The following is a 19,722-nucleotide window of genomic DNA, read 5'->3' on the forward strand; positions in this document are numbered from 1 at the left end:
GATAAACTAACATGCCGAATTATGGATAGAAAATAAGCTCTAGTAATCAGAGCTTCTATAATTACTTAAATAAAACTACAAAAGAAATTTTAAAAGGATGAGTATGAATATAACTATTGCAGGAACTGGCTATGTAGGCCTCTCAAATGCTGTTCTACTTGCCCAACACAATTCAGTTATTGCTTTAGATTTAATTCAAGAAAAAGTAGATTTAATAAATCAAAAAAAGTCCCCAATATCAGACCCAGAAATTGAATCATTTTTAGCAAGTAAAGAATTGGATTTAATAGCTACTACTGATAAAGAGCAGGCTTTTAAGAATTCAGATTATGTCATTATAGCTACGCCAACAGACTATGATGAAATAACCAATAAATTTAATACCTCTTCTGTGGAAGCGGTCATTCACGAAGTAAACAAAGTGAATCCATCAGCCATTATGGTTATCAAATCAACAGTGCCTGTTGGTTTCACAAAACGTATAAAACAAAAACTATGCACCAGTAATATTTTATTTTCTCCAGAATTTTTACGAGAAGGTAAAGCCCTTTATGATAATTTGTATCCTTCACGCATTATCGTAGGCGAAAAATCAGAACGTGCGCAAGTTTTTGCAGAATTACTCGCTGAAGGGGCAGTTAAAGAAGATATCGACATTTTACTAACGGGCTCTACAGAAGCTGAAGCTGTAAAGTTATTCTCTAATACCTACCTTGCAATGCGGGTTTCCTACTTTAATGAGCTTGATACCTATGCAGAGAGCCATGGCTTAGATACCAGAGAAATCATTCAAGGTGTTAGTTTAGATCCTCGTATCGGTAATCACTACAATAACCCATCGTTTGGCTATGGTGGTTATTGTTTACCTAAGGATACCAAGCAATTACGTGCAAATTTTGAAGATGTGCCAAATACCTTAATTAATTCAATTGTTGAATCTAACACGGTTAGAAAAGACCATATTGCCTTTTCGATCATTAACAAACAGCCTAAAGTCGTTGGTATTCACCGTTTAATAATGAAATCAGGCTCAGATAACTTTAGAGCTTCTTCGATTCAAGGCATTATGAAACGCATCAAAGCAAAAGGCATTGAAGTTGTAGTTTATGAGCCTGTGCTAGAAGATGAATATTTCTTTAATTCTCGCGTTGTACGTGATTTAGAAGAGTTTAAACAAATCTCTGATGTGATTGTCGCCAACCGAATGGAAGCGTGTTTATCTGATGTCGCATGTAAAGTATATACTCGGGACTTGTTTGGTAATGATTAGGTTTATATAACTTAATTCTGCTAGCACGAATCACCTAAATTAGTTAGCATTAGTGTTTTTGTTTTTAGGTAATTTATGGCTCAGTTGTACTTTTATTATTCTGCGATGAATGCAGGAAAATCTACTACGTTATTGCAATCGGCATTTAACTATAAAGAACGTGGTATGGAGCCATTAATCTATACGGCAGCAATTGATACACGATTTGGCGCAGGTAAAGTAAGTTCACGTATTGGTCTTGCTGCTGATGCGTCATTGTTCTCACCTGAATCAAATCTAATTGATGAAATAGCCACCAAACATGCCATCAAAAAAATTGATTGTGTTTTAATTGATGAAGCGCAATTTTTAACTAAGAAACAAGTTGAAGAATTGTGTTTAGTGGTAGATAGATTAAAAATTCCTGTGCTGTGCTACGGCTTAAGAACCGATTTCTTAGGCGAATTGTTTGTAGGTGCACAGTATTTATTGGCGTGGGCAGACAAACTGATTGAACTTAAAACGGTTTGCCACTGTGGGCGTAAAGCTAATATGGTGCTTCGAACAAATGAGCAAGGTGTGCCTATTACACAGGGTGAACAAGTTGAAATAGGCGGTAACGATCGTTATGTTTCAGTTTGCCGTAAGCACTATTTTGAAGGCTTGGAAAATCAATTAGCTGTACCTAATTAATTTTTTACTTAGATGGGCTCAATTATTTATTGAGTCCATCTAGTATTTATCACAATCAATTCAGTTACACGTTAAATTGCCAACACAATAAGTGCATAAGTTTTTGCCCATGCGCTAAAGGTAAAACTTGATAACTGCAGTCATCTAACTTTTCTAACGCTTTTGTTAACTGAGGTAAATTTTCCTTCTTTGAAATCAGAGAAGTAAAAATACCTACTTGAGATTTAAACAATTCACTTTCTTTAATCATGTTACGTAAGAAAGAGAGCTCGCCACCTTCACACCACAATTCTGCTTTTTGCCCTGAAAAATTAAAGCCTTTAGTGTCGTTTTTATCTAAATTTCGCCACTTACGTTGATTAGCCTTTTTGGCATCTTCTAAAGAGCCATGAAAAGGGGGGTTACAGCAAGTGATATCAAAATAGTCATTTTCTTTAATAATGCCCCGAAATATACGTTGGGACTCTTTTTGCAATTTCAGTTTTATCGGCAATTGGTTAAATGTTGCAAGGTTTTTAGCCTGTTTTAATGAGTTATTATCAATATCACTAGCAGTTGCTTTCCAACCGTAAATTTTATGCGCCAAAATAGGGTAAATTAAAGACGCTCCCGTACCAATATCAAGCAAGTGAATTTTCTTGCCTGTTGGTATATCGCCATCATACTTTGTTGCAAGTAAATCCGCTAAGGTATGGATAAGATCAGCACGTCCTGGCACTGCAGGGCATAAATTAACATCAGGAATATCCCAAACAGCAACTTTATAATCTTCGACTAACAGTGCTTGATTAAGCGCTTTAACAGCAATTGCATCGCTAAAATCTAGTGATGTTTTATCATACTCATTTTTAATTAATTGTGCTTTGAGCAAAGGGGAGTTCTTAGCTAAACGCTCTAAATCATAGCCATTAAGATGAATATTACGTGGATGGTGTTTTTTTGATGTCATGTTGTTTCAGTCTTTACTGATAATATTCCTATTTTAACACGCTCTTGCGTCAACTCTTGTAAAAACAAGCTTAAGTTTTTAGTATTTACGTGGTACGACCAGATAAAAGCAATAAATATGATTAAACAAGAGTCTCACCTAATAACGATGGCAAATGGCGACAAGGTTCATTTAAGGCAAATTTACACCAATGCTAAAGGGCCTGTTGTGTTTTTTATGCATGGCGCGGTAGAAAATGGCCGAATATTTTATACCCATTCTAATAAAGGATTAGCGCCATTTTTAGCTGAAGCAGGTTTTAATTGTTTTGTGGCAGACCTCAGAGGTAGAGGAAATAGTGAACCTAAAATTACAAGTGAAAGTAAAACGGGTCAACGAGATTCTATCGTCGAAGAAATACCAGCCATGTTGGAATTTATAACAAAGACAACTAAGCAACCCATTTCGTATTTTTGCGCTCATTCTTGGGGAGGCGTTTTACTGAATTCTGTGTTGGCACGTTTTCCACATTACCAAAATGAGCTAAAAGCGTGCGTCTATTTTGCATCAAAGCGGACAATTTATAATAATCACCCTAGTAAATATCTACAGGCAAATTTAGTTTGGTATTTTATTTCGCCAATTTTGATAAGAATCTATGGCTATTTACCTGCCAAGCGTTTTGGTTTTGGTTCTGACGATGAAACGCGTTTATCTCATAAAGAGGGCGTTGAATGGGTAAAAAGAAACCCTTGGGTATGCCCATTTGATGGCTTTGACTATGGCAAAGCACTGTCAGAACGAGCTTTACCGCCAACACTTCACATTGGTGCTGTAAATGACAAGGCTTTAGCGCAGAAAATAGATATTGAAGCGTTTATCAACGAAAGTGGTCAAGGCAAACAGTTATTAAATATGTATGGTAAAAAACATAACCACTTAATCGACTATGATCATATCAATATATTAACGGCTACTGAGGCCAAAGCCGAAACATTCCAAGATACATTAGAGTGGTTTAAACAACACTCCTAATACAAAGGAATTTAAACCAACAACTTTTTACAGAAATCGTTTATACCTTTTGCATTTCATGTGCGAAAATATAGGTATGCGAACGATGAAATATTTCCATAAAGCACCTGTGCGTGTGCTTAAAATAAAACAACAAAGAAGTCGATTAAAAGTTCGTCGTCAAATGTTGCAAGTAAAACATGCACTTGCTCAAGAAAAACAAGAAACAATTGATATGTTGATTACTTATCGTAATTATACGCAAGGTAAAGCAAGTAAAAGTGAATTAAAAGAAGCAAACCAACAATTTCTTGATGTGCTAAAAGGTGTTGGATTAGGCATTTTTGCAATCTTACCTTTTGCACCCATCACAATTCCGCTCATTGTTAAATTAGGCAAAATGGTAGGTGTTGAAGTACTGCCAAGCGCCTTTAATAAATCAGAAAATAAGTAAAATTTCTTAACGTTTAATTCAGACATTCAATTAAAATGTTTGTTATGCTATTACGCATAATTTTAAACAAATGAAGGTCTTTAAATATGACGCAAGCCCTAGTTCACCAATCTGAAGGGACTCCGCTTACAATTCTTGCTTCAAGCGAATTTAACGCTTGGCAACAAAAGCAAACCACCGTTGTTCAAAATTGGCTTAATGCGATAAGTTTTGAAGGCAAAGGTGTATTACTAGTACCTAATTTTACAGATGGGAAATTGGAACAGGCAGTGTTCTTTACTCAAAGTACAGAATCGCTTTGGGCATGTGGCGATCTTGCTAGCCAACTACCGGATGGCACATATTTATTAACCAACGATAAAGATACTAGTAAACTAATCGCGACTAGTTTTGCGTTAGGCTGTTACGATTTTGCACCCTATAAGCAATCTAAAACGCAATCGGTAAAATTGGCAATCGCTGACAAAACTGTTTTTGATGAAGTAGTGACCTATGTGAAAGGTGTTAGCATTGTTCGAGACTTAGTAAATATGCCAGCGGGTGATATGATGCCACAGCATATGGCTGAATTTATGTCTGATATGGCGGATGAGTTTTCCGGTACTTTCTCACAAATTATAGGTGATGAATTACTTGAGCAAAACTATCCAACCATCCACGCTGTAGGCCGTGCTAGTGCGAATAAACCAAGGCTGCTCGACTTACGCTGGGGCGATGAAAATGCGCCTAAAGTTACTTTAGTCGGTAAAGGCGTTTGTTTTGATTCTGGTGGTTTAGATTTAAAACCTGCATCAGGCATGCGTTTAATGAAAAAAGACATGGGCGGTGCAGCGCATGTATTAGGTTTGGCGCATATGATCATGGCATTTAAATTACCTGTTAATTTGCGCGTAATGATCCCTGCCGTTGAAAACGCGGTTTCTGATAATGCGCTACGTCCAGGCGATGTAATAAAAACACGTAAAGGCATTACTGTTGAAATTGATAATACAGATGCAGAAGGGCGTCTAGTGCTTTGTGATGCATTAGCTGAGGCTGTGAACGATAAACCAGATACGCTTATTGATTTTGCAACTTTGACAGGCGCTTGTCGTATTGCATTAGGAACGGAATTACCAGGATTTTTCAGTGATGATAAAGCGTTAGTATCAGGCTTAGAAGCTGCCGCTGAAGATGTTCAAGATCCAGTTTGGCACTTACCGCTTTATCAAGATTACAAAGATTTATTAAGCAGTTCGGTTGCGGATATGACTAACTGTGCTTCAGGCCCATTTGGTGGAGCTATTACAGCTGCTCTTTATTTACAAGAGTTTGTTGATGACAGCATTTCATGGGTTCACTTTGATGTAATGGCATGGAACTTAAGAAAGTTACCAGGCCGTCCTGTTGGTGGTGAAGCATTTGGTGTGCGTGCTGTATTAAAGTACTTACAAGATAAGTATCAATAAATTTATTTAGTATCGATATGCTCAAGTAAAGCATCTAAGCTGAGATCATCGCCTTGTGCAAGCTCGTTTATTAGCAGTCTTAATATATAAGATTTAGATAAACCAGAATGTTTTGAGATCTCGTCCAGTTGCTTTATATGATCTGGCGAAAGGGTGAAAGTCGCATTTTTGAACTTTCGCCCTTTTTTAATATGTCTTTTATTATCAAGGGTATTGGACTTACCTTGAGCATACAAATTAGCTTGCTCAATAAACTCATCCACCGAAATCTTTTCTTTTTGATTTCGTCCTTTATTCTTTTTTAAATCAATTAAACTCATGACCGTGAACCACTTCCATTGTTAATAATTCATCAACAATGGCTTTAATTTCTTGAGCTGCTTTACCATCAGGATCGCGCTCGATAACAGACTGCCCGTTTTCTTCACTATCATCATATATGTTTCTGCTGAATGTAACAGCATTTAAAACTGGAATACCATAAGAAGCACATACTTCTTTCGCTTCGATAATACGATTAGCTTGATTTGGCAGTGAAGGACATTGAGTAATAACAAATGCCGCATTTAATTTTGGATTAACCATTTTACAAGTTGTTAAAATGTCTTCCATATGCGGTACCGTTTTAAGATCACGGCGTTTCGGTCTTAGTGGGATCAAGGTATGATCTGCAACTGACATGGCTGCACGTAACGCAAGATTATCTTGTCCGCCACAATCGACAATGACATAATCATAGTGATTTTCTAAACTAAGTAAATCATTTCTAATTTTGCCATAAAGCTGAACACAGTTAATACAAGGAAGTTGAGGATTAGTATTACGGGCTTGGATCCAATCCGATGAAGTGCGTTGCGGATCACAATCAACAATTAAAACAGTAAAATTTTGCAGGGTTAAATAAACAGCGACATTTTGCGCTAAACAGCTCTTGCCACTACCACCTTTTTCGCCGCCAACAAGAATTATCATTTGTCACCCCCTTGCTCGACAAATTCCATTGCAATATCAAACCAATCATGCACCTCAGTTTCTCTTATTACCTTTGCATAAATTGAGTTTGTGGTGCCTTGTTTATCTCGGAATGTAACTTTTACAGGATTTTCGGTATTGATAGGGCGGTCAATATTAACTTTTAGCCCGCCATTAGATACATCAATACACATTGCTTGGCGTTTAATGATATTCCCATTTTCACATTGCCATTCTAAGCCGATAAGCTCTTTTTCCATGTCAAGTCGTAATGAGCGTCTTTGTTCTATTGCGGAAGTATGCTCATGCATAGTAGTACCCTTTAACATTCGCAAAATTGCAATCCATCACATGCGTTATGGCGCGTCTTAATATTTAAAGCGTAGTGTTAAAAGGAAAATTTGCAAATAAGAAAGCCTGCATAAATGCAGGCTTAATAAGAGGTTACTGACAATGCGCTACAGCATGTTGGATTAATTCAAGTCCAGTCTGATCGCACTGTGTTAATGTGTGTGAAGGTGCTGTTGTAGGAGTCGTGCGCTCTCCCCATTGAATATAACTTGCAGCCCATGTTAAACCAGCACCAAATGCCGCTGAAATAATGCTGCTATTTGGTTTAATTAAACCACATTCAACAGCTTCACACAGCGCGATAGGAATGGTCGCAGCAGAGGTATTACCGTACTTATCTATATTCACCATAACAGATTCGTCAGGTAATTTTACTTTAGTTTGAATTGCTTGGATTATGCGTAAATTTGCTTGATGCGGAATTAGCACATCGATATCAGCGATATCACTGCCCACTTGCTGCAATACATCATCCACTGCGGTTGTCATACCTTTTACTGCGCGTTTAAAGATTTCGCGCCCTTCGAATAAAATATCAGAAGGTCCTACTGCTTGGTATTTATCAATGTCAGTACCAAAATTACGAATATGAAGAATTTCACGGTCTTCACTATCACAGCCAGTTTTAGTTCCTAGTAGTCCTGATTTATCATCGCTTGCTTCAAGGACGACCGCACCTGCTCCGTCACCGAATAATACAGCGCTATCACGGCGCTGCCAGTTAACATACCAAGTCATTCGTTCAGCACCAATTACTACCGCTTTTTTAATCATGCCAGCTTGAATTTGCGCCGTGGCATTTTGTAATGCATACAAAAACCCTGAACATGCGGCGTTTACATCACATGCAGCTGCCCCTTTGGCACCAATATTTTTTTGAACTTGAGATGCGGTATTTGCAACCAATGTTGTGGGAGTGCACGTCGCAAGTAGTACTAAATCAATATCACTTGCATCGGTAATGCCAGCACAATCAAGGGCATTGCGTGCTGCTATAGTTGCTAAATCAGCAGTACTTTGATGAGAAATACGACGCTCTTTAATGCCAGTACGAGATGTAATCCATTCATCATTAGTTTCCATTATTTGGCTTAGATCATCATTTGTGAGTGTTACCGGTGGAATGCATTTCCCCCAGCCGGTAATTTTGGCATACTTCATTAGCAACCCTTACGTTCATTTCTTAGTGTGATGAACTGGTTATACCAGATACAGTGCTATTTGTCTTTGTTTAAACGAGTTACATGTGACTTTGCTTGCTAAATTTATTAGTGCAGAACCTTCATTAGCTTATCGAAAGCCAATTAGTCGATTATTATTTTTACGAACAGTATCAATTGCTATTCAATTGCTCAGTGTCATAGTGCTGCATTTCTCAATGGGTACGCATGATTATATTGGCGTGTTGCTGTTGATTATTGCATTCGAAACCTTGTTTCACCTCTCAAGTATTGTCTATTTTTCAAGACTAAATGCGACAAACCTTGCACTTACATTACAGATCCTTGCAGATATCACCTTCTTAAGTTTAATGTTACTTTATAGTGGCGGGGCAACAAATGCTTTTGTTTCGCTATTACTTTTACCGCTGATTATTGCCGCAGTCTGCTTACCGTTACGCTGGCAAGCGCTTTGCTCTTTTACCGCTGTTGGATTTTATACATTGCTGGTATTTAACATGCCAAAACATGAAATGCACCATATGGATATGCAAGAACACTTCCTTGGTATGTGGCTTAATTTTGTTTTATCCGCTTTGGTAGTAACTACAACAATAAGCGCACTCGTTAAAGCAAATACCAATAAAGAAAGGCAAATGGCTATTCAACGTGAAGAAACGTTAAGAAGTGAACAGCTTATGGCACTTGGCACAGCAGCTGCTCAAGTAACACATCATCTTGCAACGCCGATTGCTAACCTGCAAATGATTTATGAAGACTTAGAAGAAGAAATTGGTGGTAATAATTCACTTGTTAAAGAGATGGCAGCGCCGTTATTGCAATGTACACAGCAACTTGCTTATTTTCGTGATTATGCAAGCCAGATTAAAGCGAATAAAATAGCACCAATTTTTATAAATAACTTACTTAATGAGTTTTATGATGCCTGTTTATTGCATTTCCCAGAGCAACAGATTGAGCTTAATAATCAAATTCGTGCTGAAAGTAAAATAAATGCGGATAGCTTACTTTTGTCGGCATTAATTAATGTAGTGCAAAACGCGGTTGATGCGAATAAACAAGCTGCCAAGCAGACAATTAAAATTAATGTTTTTGAAAAGTCTGATTTGTTGAACATTGAAATAACCGATCAGGGTAATGGTTTTGATTTAGACTTGCTTGACTCACTCGGGCACGAAACCATTAAAAGTCAAAAGGGAATGGGGATCGCACTTTTCTTATCGAATACCACGGTAAATAAACTTGGTGGTGAACTAATCATTGAAAATAGTCAGCAGATAGGTGAAAACCATGGCGCTAAAGTAACAATAAGGTTACCTCTTTTATGAATTTACTGATTGTTGAAGACGATGTGGCCTATGGCCAAACCTTGTCGCGAAGAATGCACAAACAAGGCTTTAATGTCGAACTTGTATCAAGTGCAGACGAAGTACTACTAGCAGCTAGGCGATTTGAACCAAAGTACATATTACTTGATATGAAACTCGGCAATCAGACAAGCTTACCATTGATAAAACCTCTACGTTCGCTGTTGCCAGAAAGTTCGATAGTGCTATTAACCGGGTTTGCCAGCATTGCTACTGCAGTTGAAGCAATTAGACAAGGCGCAAATGATTATTTAGCAAAACCTGTGGATACACAGTCTGTGGTTGCAACCTTGACAGGTAAAAAAGCGACAGTGGAAGTCGATGAATCACCTTTATCTAGCGAACAGATGGAGTGGGAACATATTAATCAAGTACTTAAAACGAATAACGGTAATGTGTCTGAAACGGCGCGGCAATTGGGAATGCACCGTAGAACACTGCAACGTAAATTACAGAAGAAACCACTATTGGTGAAAGTTGAACATTATGGCTAAACCAAATAAGCGCTTACCAGAACGTGTAGTTGATATTATATGTACGTCATGTAAAACACGGCTTTACAAGTACCATAAAAATGGCAAAGGTTCGTTAGTTAAATGTTTTAAAGAACGTATAGCCAAAGATTTTTGCGATGTAAGTTGTATTTGCCCAACGTGTGGTCAAGAGTTTGCCCGAGAGCAAATGATTCGTGGTAGTGTGGCTTATAAAATAATTGGCGGTAAGGCCAAAATAAGTTAATTACTTTAAAACTATGTCAAGGACAAAAGTGTTTGCAAGCAGTTTTTAAACCATTAGAATAATCGCGACTGAGGGTTCTCCTCAACTACAAGCTGTTTCATGGAATGAAAATCGCCCTCCCCACGGACCGGGCCAGCATATTTGGGCGCATAAGCTTGGAGTTATCAATTGATCTCAATTATTTTCGATATTATCGGCATGACCGGTACATTTCTTGTTGTCGGTGCGTTCTTTTTATTGCAGTTAGATAAAGTTAAACCCACAGGTATTGCTTATAATCTAATGAACCTTTCTGGTGCAATTCTTTTACTTATAAGTCTTTGTTATAATTTTAATTTAGCGAGTTTTGTAATTGAATTATTTTGGATTGCAGCGTCATTAATTGGTCTTTATAAATACTATAAAGCACCTAAAAAAGCTGCAATCTAGTAACTGACTAAGGAAAGGGAATGTTGTTAAACCTTATTTACCGTGTAGGTTACATAGTATTAATAACAATCCCTTTTTTATCCTTTTCAAATTCCTCCTCAAGTTCACAATCAACGCCCAATGAAATTAAATCGATAAGTGCTGGACTGAAAAATGAAGTCACTGAAAGTGCGACATTATTTCGTTCGCGTTTAAATATTCATATGCAAAATTCAGCGCAATGGCTTGATAAATTAGTTAAAGATGATAATGCAAAAGGGGATATTGCAAGTGCAAAAGGCTATATATCATTAGGTTTTGCACCCCGCGCGAGAGATCTGCTCGATTTCGATAATCAATTCAAAGTGTCTTTAGATTTACCTAATTGGGAAGAAAAAGTTAGCCTTATTATCGATAACGATGAAGAGGAAGAAGATAGGCTACCGCTACAAAGTATTTCTACTGAACAAAATAATAACATTAACGCAGCGTTAAATTGGTACATGGTTCAGCGTAAGCGCTGGAATGTTGAGCATCGTATTGGTTTTAGCCGTTCTAACTTATTTGCACAAACACGACTTAAATTCCGTCACACTATCAACGATTGGCGATTTTCATTCAGACCCAGTATTGAGTATTATGTAGAGGACGGTGTTGGTGCACGCCTTTACACTCGTGCAGATGTAAAACTAACACCACACCAAATATTAAACTTTGCATTTAATACGCGTTATGTTGAAAGTGAGCCGACAAAGCGTGTATCCATTGGGGTGTTTCATAGCCAAACCTATAATCAAGATCAAGCAGGTGTAGCAGGGGCTTGGGCAAATGACAGTTTTAGTGGAGAACGTAGTTATTACGTATCTTACCGCTGGCGCATGCGCTTTTTTGAACATTGGCTGTTTTTTGAAGCTGAACCATTTGTTGAATTTAGAGAGCGTTATGATTTCGACGATGAACCTGGTATTGCTTTAAGACTCATCGCCTACTATGGTGTTTAACGCTTTTAAAACTAATCTATAATTTCGAGTAGTTCAATTTCAAAAATAAGTAATGATGCTGGTGGAATTTTCCCTACAGCACGTTTTCCATATGCCAAGTTATAGGGGATAACCGCTTTTACTTTCTCACCCGTTTTCATAAGCTGAAGTACTTCAGTCCAACCCGGTATTACCTGATGAAGTGAAAAGGAAAGTGGGGTATTTCTTTCTACAGATGAGTCGAAAACAGTGCCGTCAATTAATGTACCATGGTAATGACATTTAACCTTGCTTGTTTTACTAGGTTGTTGCCCATTAGAAATTGCAACGAGCATTTCATATTGTAGGCCTGTAACAGTTTCAATTACGTCTGGGCGTAGTTTGTTCTCTGCTAAATATTGATTTTGACATTCAATGTTTTGTTTAGCTATTTTTGCATTGTTAAGTGAAGATTTAACAATAAAAAAAATGATCGCAATTATGATGCATAAAAGGAAAAGGTTAAGCACAGGTGGTTTCCAAAAATAGAAACCATGCCTGTAAATAAGTTAAAAAGCAATTAGATGCGACGTTCATCACCGTAATATTTACCAGCAAGAATTTTTTGATAAAGTTCATTGGCTTTTTCTTTTGCTTCTTCCACTTGCGATGGAGACATTTTTCGTTCATCTAACTTGCGACTGTGGCTTGCATCTTTATGTCCATTAAATTCAGCAACTGAGTTCCAAATAAAAGACATTTCTAAACTTTTATCAACGCCTTGTCCTTCGAAATAAAGCAGTGCAAGATTAAATTGAGCAGCAGCATAATTTTGTGCTGCTGCTTTTGTGTACCAGTCTTTTGCTTGGAAAAAATCTTGGATTACGCCAGTACCATTGGCATACATAACACCTAAATTAAATTGCGCTGCAGCTAGGCCTTTTTTTGCTGATTGTTCGTAAAGGGAAACTGCTTTTTGTAAATCTTTTTTAACGCCTTTACCGTCTTGATAAAGTGTACCTAAAGCAAACATGGCATCTTCTTCTCCAAGTGCTACACCTTTTTCATAGAGTTCTGCTGCTTTTTTTGGGTCGGGAGCGATACCATATCCAAACTCGTGCATTTGACCTAAATGATACATTGCTGGTCCATAGTTGTTTTCAACTAAATAGTTAAAATGATAAAGGGCAGTTTCAAAATCACCTTCATTAGCCGCATCGATACCTTGTTGTAAATCCGCTTTTGCAAAGAATGTGAAAAAAGCTAAGCTTATTATTAATGTGTTCAATGTGATTTTCATAAATATGTTCCTACTTTACGGAATGAAGTTTGGTTCTTGCTGCTGGTTCATTTTCAGGTAACCAGATGTTGGTACCTGTGGCTGCAATATGATTCAAATTTGTTCTTAATACTTTTGTTCCAACATTATTCGATGTTTCAGGCTTAGATACAAGGTAGCCCTGCACACATTGGATCCCCATTTTCCGTACAAGTTCAAATTGTTCTGCAGACTCTACGCCTTCAGCAACAACTTTAAGGTTTAATTGATGCCCAAGCTCACTGATTGAATGGAGTATTTTATTGTATTTAGGGTTATCATTAGCCTGATCAATAAACAATTTATCTATTTTAATAACATCGACCGGAAGTTCAGCTAATGTACACAATGAACTAAAGCCAGTGCCAAAGTCATCTATTGCTATGGTTATGCCTTCATTACGCAGTTTTTGAAGGCTTTCAATAGTGTTTTTTGATGCTTCAATAAAACACGATTCTGTGATCTCTAACATCAGCGCTTTAGGAGGGAGTCCTACTTTACTTAAGGTATCCATAACCCAGTCATGAAGATCTCGATGTTTCAATTGAACACCGGAAATATTTACAGAAATTCTTACTCGGGTCATACCCGCGTTATACCATGCTGACATTTGGCGGCTTGCTTCAAATAATATCCAGTCACCTAATTCTAAAATTAAATTTGATTCTTCAGCGATAGGAATAAATTCTGTTGGAGTTATTGTACCTTCTACAGGGTGGTGCCACCTGACTAAACATTCAAAGTAATCAATACTACAATCATCAACATGGACAATAGGTTGAAATGAAAGAGTGAAATTATTACTACCAAGGGCTAAGCGTATTTCTTCTAATAGATAATGATAGCGGCGCATTTTACTACCCATTTCAGGCGAGTAGACACGAAATATTCCGCGACCATCTGTTTTTGCGCGGTACATTGCAACATCAGCCATTTGTAACAGAGCAAATGGACTGGAAGCACTATCTGGGTAAATAGCAATACCAATACTGGCACCAATTTTCACAACTTTGTTACCAAGCACAAAATCCCGTTCAATTTCATGTAATACGTTTTGGGCAACATTAACGGCAAGTGAAGGATCAATTAAATCATTAATAAAAATTGAAAACTCATCACCACCAAGACGTGAAAGGTTTTGTTCAATGCCGTTAATAGGGTGCTGACAAGAAAGGCTATGATTGCGCACAATCGTGCGTAAACGTTCAGCTACTTGGATCAGTACTTCATCCCCAAAACTGTGACCAAAAGAATCATTAACTTGCTTAAACCCATCTAAGTCTATAAACAAAAGTGCCTGTTTTTTATCAGTCTTTTCTGCGTGTGATAGTTGTTCTTTTAAATGGCTTAAATATGCATGCCTGTCAGCAAGGCCGGTTAACTTGTCTTGAAAGATACTTGTTTCGGTGTCGCGTTTATAGCGTTCAACTGCTTCACTTAGTGAGTTTATTGAATGATTTAAGCGGGCAAGATTATTTTCTGTCTCATATTTAGGTAAATCGAGATTAAATGCACTTAATAGATTATCAGTTTTACTGTTCAAAATGGTAATCGACTTATTCAGCCTTTTTTGCTTTTTATTAAATACAAATAAGGGAATGATGAGTGTTAACGTTAACAAAAATAACAAAGGGAAATTCGAAAACAACAGCATTTCAGTTAACAGTGTTTTAACGGGAATTGCGCTGATTTTGTTATCTGTTTTTTCAACTTGAATATAGATTTTATCGCCGCTGTTAACAAAATCGATGTAGCTGAACAACGACGACATAACGGTGGCATTTTGAGGCTCTAATTTATTGGCATCCAGAATAACTTGGTTTATCTGTGAGTCTTTGTGATGTGATAGTGCAACACCCTGAGTTAATGACAAGGCTAGTATTAAATAGATAGCAACAATAAACCCTATTGTAACCACAACAAATCGGGAAAAAATTTTCATATTTTGCACTTTATAATCCTGCTAAACCTTCGCAAAATTCCATAAGCTGACCTAAACAGTATAGTTTATGGACAAAGTGTTACCAGTTTTTATTTATATCGAAAATACTATCACGGATATAAAAATAAGTCTTTAAGATCAGAGAGTTTATTGATGCACATTTCAAAAAGTACATCAATGCGAATGATTATTCTGAGCGCTCTTGGTGTATTTGAAACATCGCATTTTTAAGCGCATTTGCCCAGCTGCGATAGATTGTACGCACATCACTCCAATTAAATACTTGTGTATTTAAACGCCAATTATCATGTGCTGCGGCTCTGTCAATGGAAGTTGCAATCACTTCATTAGATTCACCGTCAAGTATGACTGCTTTAAGAACCATAGACCCAGCATTTTGCGTGTAGGAGCGACCATTAATATTGTGATTTCTTCTTGATGACTCGATTGGAGCAGAGAGCCGTATATCGGTTATGTCTATATGTAAAACTAGGGTGTTTGCGTCCACACTATCTTTGTACTGCCAAGGCTGTTCATCATCAAAAGTGTTTTTTGCCATGGATATAAATTCAGCTTCAAGCTTTTTAAGGCCTGATTCTGGAATGTCAAAAGTTGCATTATACCCATCCCATTTTTTATCAATTTTTGGCGGCTTATAATTCTCTGGATGGTTGTTATCTGCTGTTATTTTAGCGATATGGATAGCATTGTACTTTTGCCAATCAACATTTCGCTTAACAAAAGACAGATCCATCTTGGAATTTTCGATTTTAATTAAATCACCAAATGCAATATCGTTATCAGTTTGTGATAGCGTTAACGGCTTAGATGCACAGCCTAGCATTGCTGCAGCGGTTAAAAGGGGGAGTAAAATACGCATGGTCATCCTTAATTTTATAATTACTTATTTACACTTAGGTAACTAGAATTAAATATTTGTGTCAAGCGGACATTTGACCTTATTATAGGAAAGCAGCAATCGGTAGTGTTAACTGCCTTTTTAAAAGTTTTATTTGCTAATATGACAACAATTCAGCAATTTGAATCGGCAATATCAGAATATACCGAACGCAAATCTTATCTAACAAGTGATGAAGTCAGTCACTTAGCCTCTCTATTTGACACTAAAAAAAGCTTCTTCGATGTTCTTTTGAAATGGGTGTCTGGTTATGCAATCGCGCCAGTTTCAAACTTTCACGTTGCAGCACTTGCTCTTGAAGCAGGCGAGCAGGGGCGTTTATTTTTTGGTGCAAATTTAGAATTTAAAGATGAAGCATTAAGTCTTGTAGTCCACGGAGAGCAAAGTGCTATTCACAATGCATTAATCCATGGCGCTGCAAAAATTGAAAAACTAATTATTAATGCATCGCCTTGTGGTTTTTGTCGTCAGTTTATTAATGAGATCAAATTAGAGAATCAACCACAAATCTCAGTTGATGAGACGACAAAATCAATCCAAGATTATTTGCCAGATGCGTTTGGTCCAAGTGATTTAGATAATAATGCACCGCTATTTTCACAGCCGTTTAAACAAAGTGTGTCCATTGACGATTTTTTTGCCCAAAGTTATGCACCTTATTCTGGCAACAATGCAGCGTGTGAAATAACAACTTCGAACGATCAACAATACTTTGGTGTTTATTTAGAAAATGCAGCATATAGTCCAAGCTTATCACCTTTGCAGGCAGCTTTAAGTCAAATGCAATTGCACAATAGGCATTCGGGTATTAATGGCATTAAGTCAATTTTAATAAAACAGCGAAAAGGCAAGGCTAATCAAAATGGGGTTACTTTAGCTGTGGCGAATAGTTTAGATAAAGCGATAGATGTGGTGTTTGAGGAAGTATAATACTTCCTCAAATTACCGCCTAAATGAGAATTTCAGCAGTCTTTAATACTGCTTGTACTGCAATTTTTTCTACTTTTTGATGATCGATATCAGGGATTTCACTGCGAGTTCTGTTAACTAAAACACCAGCAACACATGCCGCTTTTAATCCAAGAGAAGAACACATAGTAAATAATGTTGCAGATTCCATTTCGTAATTCATTACGCCCAGTTTTTGCCATTCATCAAAACTTCCTTGGAAAGCTTTTGTTACATAACCTGAGTAAGTGTCATAACGTTCTTGACCAGGATAGAAAGTATCAGAAGAAGCCGTAATGCCTAAATGATATGTTGCACCTAACTCCTCACAGGCATTAACCATAGCTTGTGTTGCAAAAAAGTCTGCAACAGCAGGGTATTGAATTGGTGCGAAATGTTGACTTGCACCGTCTAAACGAACGGATGCATGACTAACTAATAAATCACCTTCATTAATACCTGGCTGAATAGCGCCTGTTGTTCCAACACGTAAAAAAGTATGAATACCTAGCTGGGCTAATTCTTCAACGGCAATGGAGGTACTTGGACCACCAATACCGGTTGAACATACAACTACCGGTGTTTGTTTTAAAAAGCCTAAATAGACATGATATTCACGTGTTTTAGCAAGTGCTGTTGGGTTTTCAAGAAACTCTGCAATGCGTTCAGCGCGGGCTGGGTCGCCTGGTACAATCGCAAGTGTAGCCCCTTGCAGTGCGTCTTTATCTAAACCTAAGTGAAATACTTTTTTCATCCTTAATGCTCATACTTAGCAAATATTAATAACAGTCTGAATTATGGCGCTAATTTGTAAAGGACAATGGTCCGTAAATTTGATAGTGTGCAGCAAATTTGAAGTTTGAGAACACTATGAAAGCAAAGCAAACATTGATGGTACAAGGCACAACATCTGACGCAGGAAAAAGTATCTTAGTTGCTGCATTGTGCAGAATTTTATCTAATCATAATGTTCGGGTTGCACCTTTTAAACCACAAAATATGGCGTTAAATAGCGCTGTTACAAAAGATGGTGGCGAAATAGGCAGAGCGCAAGCTGTTCAAGCGGAGGCTGCAAGAGTTGAAGCTAGTGTTGATATGAACCCCGTGTTACTTAAGCCAAATTCAGACATTGGTGCGCAAGTGATTGTGCATGGTAAATCAATAGGCAATTCCGATGCGGTCGATTACCATCAGATGAAGCCTAAATTATTGAGCGCTGTACTTGAGTCTCATCATAAATTAGCGAATCTATATGATGTTGTAATTGTTGAAGGTGCGGGTTCCCCTGCAGAAATAAATTTAAGAGATCGCGATATTGCAAATATGGGATTTGCAGAGGCGGCTGACTGCCCAGTCATAATTGTTGCAGACATTGATAAAGGTGGTGTTTTTGCACATCTAGTGGGTACATACGAATTATTATCTGAATCAGAAAAAGCGCGAATTAAAGGGTTTGTCATCAATAAGTTCAGAGGTGACATAGCGCTATTAAAACCTGGGAACGATTGGTTGGAACAAAAATTAGGTATTCCTGTACTTGCAACGATCCCTTATATTCCAAACCTTTATATCGAGCCTGAGGATGCGCTTGATTTCAACCAAATTGTAAACGCAGATACTGTTTTGCATATTACTGTGGTTGTTTACCCTCGAATCTCAAATCATACGGATTTTGATGTATTACGTTTACACCCAAATGTAGAACTGAGTTACGCGCGTACTCCAAACGAAGTGAAGAAATGCGATTTGCTAATTTTGCCAGGCTCTAAAAGTGTGATATCAGACTTCAAATTTTTAGAACAAGAAAAATGGCAAGATTACATCGCTAAGCTCCTACGTTATGGTGGCAAAGTGTTCGGTATTTGTGGCGGGATGCAAATGTTAGGGCAAGATATATTTGACCCAAATGGTATTGAGTCAACGTTACTCGAACAAAAAGGTTTAGGTTATTTACCAATTAAAACAACTTTAATGCCCATAAAAAAACTCAGTAAAACGAATGCTAAATCTTTAAAAACAGAGGTTCCGGTATCTGGTTACGAGATCCACGCAGGTGTTAGTGAAGCTACTGAGCACTGTGAACGTTTATTTAAATTAGATAATGGTGAATTTGAAGGTTATCAAAGTGCGGATAACCAAATTAAAGCAACGTATTTACATGGTATTTTTGATAACAGCCAATATCTTACTGAAATCTTAACTTGGGTAGGTTTAAATGATGCTCAAACTTTTGATTATACGAGGGAAAGAGATGCACAAATAGAAAAGCTAGCAAGTGAAGTTGAAGCTGTTTTATCTATCGAAACAATAAAAGACTTACTCTCATTACCAAGGTAAACGCCTAAGTAAAATGTCGCGAAACATTAACCAATCACAAACAAAACTGTATAGCGGGTATTGAAAGGTCGCAGGTTTGTTTTTTTCAAAAACAAAGTGTCCAATCCAAGCAAATAAATAACCAAATAATAAACCTAAAAAGATATAGTAGGGAACTTGTAAAATAATAGCAGCTGCCAAACATGCAAGCCCTAAAAGCGAGCCTACAAAGTGTAATCTGCGGCATACCCTGTTTTGATGTTGAGATAAATAAAAGGGATAAAATGCTTTTAAGGATGTGTATTTAGATGTCATTTTGCTTATGCACTAAAAGAGCAATTTCATTATTGTTGATTTTTAAACAGTAAATGAATTTGGCACTGTATGCAATTAATCGCTTCATCAACACTGTTTGTTTTGGTTAATGCATTCACATAAGCATGAACCGCTCAATAAGTAATAAATTTCAATTTCAGCAACAGGGTAATGAGCCCTAACGGAATGTGGTAGTCGACGT

Annotated in this window: 23 protein-coding genes; 12 read left to right on the forward strand and 11 right to left on the reverse strand. The window is 37.3% G+C overall.

The window, feature by feature from the left end; all coding sequences use genetic code 11:
• Positions 1–103: 103 nt before the first annotated feature.
• Both ON073_RS01015 and ON073_RS01020 read left to right on the forward strand, forming a co-directional pair.
• The gene (locus ON073_RS01015; protein WP_274759996.1) at positions 104–1,270 is read left to right on the forward strand and encodes a nucleotide sugar dehydrogenase; all 1,167 of its coding nucleotides are present in this window, start codon (positions 104–106) and stop codon (positions 1,268–1,270) included.
• Between the two features lie 75 nt (positions 1,271–1,345).
• Positions 1,346–1,942 (forward strand): thymidine kinase, encoded by a 597-nt coding sequence (locus ON073_RS01020; RefSeq protein WP_274759997.1) that lies wholly within the window; start codon positions 1,346–1,348, stop codon positions 1,940–1,942.
• 64 nt (positions 1,943–2,006) lie between these two features.
• Here the strand turns inward: ON073_RS01020 and rlmF are convergent, their stop codons facing one another.
• Positions 2,007–2,891, reverse strand: a complete 885-nt coding sequence (gene rlmF / locus ON073_RS01025; RefSeq protein ID WP_274759998.1) for a 23S rRNA (adenine(1618)-N(6))-methyltransferase RlmF — start codon at positions 2,889–2,891, stop codon at positions 2,007–2,009.
• A gap of 117 nt (positions 2,892–3,008) precedes the next feature.
• On the opposite strand from rlmF, the gene ON073_RS01030 reads away from it, so the two are divergent.
• The 3 genes from ON073_RS01030 to ON073_RS01040 all read left to right on the forward strand — a co-directional run bounded on the left by ON073_RS01030 (position 3,009) and on the right by ON073_RS01040 (position 5,786).
• Complete coding sequence (locus tag ON073_RS01030; RefSeq protein ID WP_274759999.1) at positions 3,009–3,905, forward strand: alpha/beta fold hydrolase; 897 nt, start codon at positions 3,009–3,011, stop codon at positions 3,903–3,905.
• A 76-nt stretch (positions 3,906–3,981) separates the two neighbouring features.
• A complete protein-coding gene (locus ON073_RS01035) occupies positions 3,982–4,338 on the forward strand; it encodes a hypothetical protein (RefSeq protein ID WP_274760000.1) in 357 nt (118 codons plus the stop codon).
• Positions 4,339–4,424: 86 nt separating this feature from the next.
• Complete coding sequence (locus ON073_RS01040) at positions 4,425–5,786, forward strand: leucyl aminopeptidase family protein (protein ID WP_274760001.1); 1,362 nt, start codon at positions 4,425–4,427, stop codon at positions 5,784–5,786.
• A gap of 2 nt (positions 5,787–5,788) precedes the next feature.
• On the opposite strand, the gene ON073_RS01045 is transcribed toward ON073_RS01040, so the two are convergent.
• From ON073_RS01045 to ON073_RS01060, 4 genes are all read right to left on the reverse strand, one after another.
• Positions 5,789–6,106: a ribbon-helix-helix protein, CopG family gene (locus ON073_RS01045; protein WP_274760002.1), complete on the reverse strand. Its 318-nt coding sequence runs from the start codon at positions 6,104–6,106 to the stop codon at positions 5,789–5,791.
• Positions 6,093–6,758, reverse strand: coding sequence for an AAA family ATPase (locus ON073_RS01050; protein WP_274760003.1), 666 nt, complete (start codon positions 6,756–6,758; stop codon positions 6,093–6,095). Before ON073_RS01050 ends, ON073_RS01045 begins: the two co-directional genes overlap by 14 nt.
• Positions 6,755–7,069 carry a PilZ domain-containing protein gene (locus tag ON073_RS01055; protein ID WP_274760004.1) on the reverse strand — a complete coding sequence of 105 codons (315 nt, stop codon included), beginning with the start codon at positions 7,067–7,069 and terminating at the stop codon, positions 6,755–6,757. The genes ON073_RS01050 and ON073_RS01055 overlap by 4 nt, the downstream gene beginning before the upstream one ends.
• Positions 7,070–7,202: 133 nt before the next feature.
• Positions 7,203–8,270: a ketoacyl-ACP synthase III gene (locus tag ON073_RS01060; RefSeq protein WP_274760005.1), complete on the reverse strand. Its 1,068-nt coding sequence runs from the start codon at positions 8,268–8,270 to the stop codon at positions 7,203–7,205.
• Between the two features lie 85 nt (positions 8,271–8,355).
• On the opposite strand from ON073_RS01060, the gene ON073_RS01065 reads away from it, so the two are divergent.
• The 5 genes from ON073_RS01065 (at position 8,356) to ON073_RS01085 (ending at position 11,804) form a co-directional block, all read left to right on the forward strand.
• Entirely contained in the window at positions 8,356–9,618 is a 1,263-nt protein-coding gene (locus tag ON073_RS01065; RefSeq protein ID WP_274760006.1) for a sensor histidine kinase, read from the forward strand.
• On the forward strand, positions 9,615–10,151 hold the full coding sequence (locus ON073_RS01070) for a response regulator transcription factor (RefSeq protein ID WP_274760007.1): 537 nt from the start codon (positions 9,615–9,617) through the stop codon (positions 10,149–10,151). The genes ON073_RS01065 and ON073_RS01070 overlap by 4 nt, the downstream gene beginning before the upstream one ends.
• Positions 10,144–10,395, forward strand: coding sequence for a hypothetical protein (locus ON073_RS01075; protein ID WP_274760008.1), 252 nt, complete (start codon positions 10,144–10,146; stop codon positions 10,393–10,395). The genes ON073_RS01070 and ON073_RS01075 overlap by 8 nt, the downstream gene beginning before the upstream one ends.
• Positions 10,396–10,563: 168 nt before the next feature.
• Positions 10,564–10,824 carry a CBU_0592 family membrane protein gene (locus ON073_RS01080; protein ID WP_274760009.1) on the forward strand — a complete coding sequence of 87 codons (261 nt, stop codon included), beginning with the start codon at positions 10,564–10,566 and terminating at the stop codon, positions 10,822–10,824.
• 20 nt (positions 10,825–10,844) lie between these two features.
• The gene (locus ON073_RS01085) at positions 10,845–11,804 is read left to right on the forward strand and encodes a hypothetical protein (protein WP_274760010.1); all 960 of its coding nucleotides are present in this window, start codon (positions 10,845–10,847) and stop codon (positions 11,802–11,804) included.
• Positions 11,805–11,815: 11 nt separating this feature from the next.
• Here the strand turns inward: ON073_RS01085 and ON073_RS01090 are convergent, their stop codons facing one another.
• The 4 genes from ON073_RS01090 to ON073_RS01105 form a co-directional block, all read right to left on the reverse strand.
• On the reverse strand, positions 11,816–12,292 hold the full coding sequence (locus ON073_RS01090) for an FKBP-type peptidyl-prolyl cis-trans isomerase (protein ID WP_274760011.1): 477 nt from the start codon (positions 12,290–12,292) through the stop codon (positions 11,816–11,818).
• Positions 12,293–12,342: 50 nt separating this feature from the next.
• Positions 12,343–13,062: a tetratricopeptide repeat protein gene (locus ON073_RS01095; RefSeq protein WP_274760012.1), complete on the reverse strand. Its 720-nt coding sequence runs from the start codon at positions 13,060–13,062 to the stop codon at positions 12,343–12,345.
• Between the two features lie 10 nt (positions 13,063–13,072).
• The gene (locus ON073_RS01100) at positions 13,073–15,022 is read right to left on the reverse strand and encodes a putative bifunctional diguanylate cyclase/phosphodiesterase (RefSeq protein ID WP_274760013.1); all 1,950 of its coding nucleotides are present in this window, start codon (positions 15,020–15,022) and stop codon (positions 13,073–13,075) included.
• Positions 15,023–15,209: 187 nt separating this feature from the next.
• Positions 15,210–15,902 carry a DUF3313 family protein gene (locus ON073_RS01105; protein ID WP_274760014.1) on the reverse strand — a complete coding sequence of 231 codons (693 nt, stop codon included), beginning with the start codon at positions 15,900–15,902 and terminating at the stop codon, positions 15,210–15,212.
• Positions 15,903–16,007: 105 nt separating this feature from the next.
• Here ON073_RS01105 and cdd point away from each other — a divergent pair, with 105 nt between their 5' ends.
• Complete coding sequence (cdd, locus tag ON073_RS01110; RefSeq protein ID WP_274760015.1) at positions 16,008–16,871, forward strand: cytidine deaminase; 864 nt, start codon at positions 16,008–16,010, stop codon at positions 16,869–16,871.
• A 19-nt stretch (positions 16,872–16,890) separates the two neighbouring features.
• On the opposite strand, the gene udp is transcribed toward cdd, so the two are convergent.
• The gene (gene udp / locus ON073_RS01115) at positions 16,891–17,643 is read right to left on the reverse strand and encodes a uridine phosphorylase (protein ID WP_274760016.1); all 753 of its coding nucleotides are present in this window, start codon (positions 17,641–17,643) and stop codon (positions 16,891–16,893) included.
• A 116-nt stretch (positions 17,644–17,759) separates the two neighbouring features.
• On the opposite strand from udp, the gene ON073_RS01120 reads away from it, so the two are divergent.
• Entirely contained in the window at positions 17,760–19,226 is a 1,467-nt protein-coding gene (locus ON073_RS01120; RefSeq protein ID WP_274760017.1) for a cobyric acid synthase, read from the forward strand.
• Here ON073_RS01120 and ON073_RS01125 read toward each other — a convergent pair.
• Complete coding sequence (locus ON073_RS01125) at positions 19,215–19,520, reverse strand: DUF962 domain-containing protein (protein ID WP_274760018.1); 306 nt, start codon at positions 19,518–19,520, stop codon at positions 19,215–19,217. The two genes, ON073_RS01120 and ON073_RS01125, sit on opposite strands and share 12 nt — an antisense overlap.
• Between the last annotated feature and the right edge of the window lie 202 nt (positions 19,521–19,722).

It is taken from the genome of Pseudoalteromonas sp. G4, assembly GCF_028875915.1.
GTDB lineage: Bacteria > Pseudomonadota > Gammaproteobacteria > Enterobacterales > Alteromonadaceae > Pseudoalteromonas.

What these genes read in the sequence shown, in the direction of transcription:
- ON073_RS01015 (WP_274759996.1), top strand. Translation starts at nt 104, where the DNA reads ATGAATATAACTATTGCAGGAACTGGCTATGTAGGCCTCTCAAATGCT.
- ON073_RS01020 (WP_274759997.1), top strand. Translation starts at nt 1,346, where the DNA reads ATGGCTCAGTTGTACTTTTATTATTCTGCGATGAATGCAGGAAAATCT.
- rlmF (WP_274759998.1), bottom strand. Translation starts at nt 2,891, where the DNA reads ATGACATCAAAAAAACACCATCCACGTAATATTCATCTTAATGGCTAT.
- ON073_RS01030 (WP_274759999.1), top strand. Translation starts at nt 3,009, where the DNA reads ATGATTAAACAAGAGTCTCACCTAATAACGATGGCAAATGGCGACAAG.
- ON073_RS01035 (WP_274760000.1), top strand. Translation starts at nt 3,982, where the DNA reads ATGCGAACGATGAAATATTTCCATAAAGCACCTGTGCGTGTGCTTAAA.
- ON073_RS01040 (WP_274760001.1), top strand. Translation starts at nt 4,425, where the DNA reads ATGACGCAAGCCCTAGTTCACCAATCTGAAGGGACTCCGCTTACAATT.
- ON073_RS01045 (WP_274760002.1), bottom strand. Translation starts at nt 6,106, where the DNA reads ATGAGTTTAATTGATTTAAAAAAGAATAAAGGACGAAATCAAAAAGAA.
- ON073_RS01050 (WP_274760003.1), bottom strand. Translation starts at nt 6,758, where the DNA reads ATGATAATTCTTGTTGGCGGCGAAAAAGGTGGTAGTGGCAAGAGCTGT.
- ON073_RS01055 (WP_274760004.1), bottom strand. Translation starts at nt 7,069, where the DNA reads ATGCATGAGCATACTTCCGCAATAGAACAAAGACGCTCATTACGACTT.
- ON073_RS01060 (WP_274760005.1), bottom strand. Translation starts at nt 8,270, where the DNA reads ATGAAGTATGCCAAAATTACCGGCTGGGGGAAATGCATTCCACCGGTA.
- ON073_RS01070 (WP_274760007.1), top strand. Translation starts at nt 9,615, where the DNA reads ATGAATTTACTGATTGTTGAAGACGATGTGGCCTATGGCCAAACCTTG.
- ON073_RS01075 (WP_274760008.1), top strand. Translation starts at nt 10,144, where the DNA reads ATGGCTAAACCAAATAAGCGCTTACCAGAACGTGTAGTTGATATTATA.
- ON073_RS01085 (WP_274760010.1), top strand. Translation starts at nt 10,845, where the DNA reads ATGTTGTTAAACCTTATTTACCGTGTAGGTTACATAGTATTAATAACA.
- ON073_RS01095 (WP_274760012.1), bottom strand. Translation starts at nt 13,062, where the DNA reads ATGAAAATCACATTGAACACATTAATAATAAGCTTAGCTTTTTTCACA.
- ON073_RS01100 (WP_274760013.1), bottom strand. Translation starts at nt 15,022, where the DNA reads ATGAAAATTTTTTCCCGATTTGTTGTGGTTACAATAGGGTTTATTGTT.
- ON073_RS01105 (WP_274760014.1), bottom strand. Translation starts at nt 15,902, where the DNA reads ATGCGTATTTTACTCCCCCTTTTAACCGCTGCAGCAATGCTAGGCTGT.
- udp (WP_274760016.1), bottom strand. Translation starts at nt 17,643, where the DNA reads ATGAAAAAAGTATTTCACTTAGGTTTAGATAAAGACGCACTGCAAGGG.
- ON073_RS01120 (WP_274760017.1), top strand. Translation starts at nt 17,760, where the DNA reads ATGAAAGCAAAGCAAACATTGATGGTACAAGGCACAACATCTGACGCA.
- ON073_RS01125 (WP_274760018.1), bottom strand. Translation starts at nt 19,520, where the DNA reads ATGACATCTAAATACACATCCTTAAAAGCATTTTATCCCTTTTATTTA.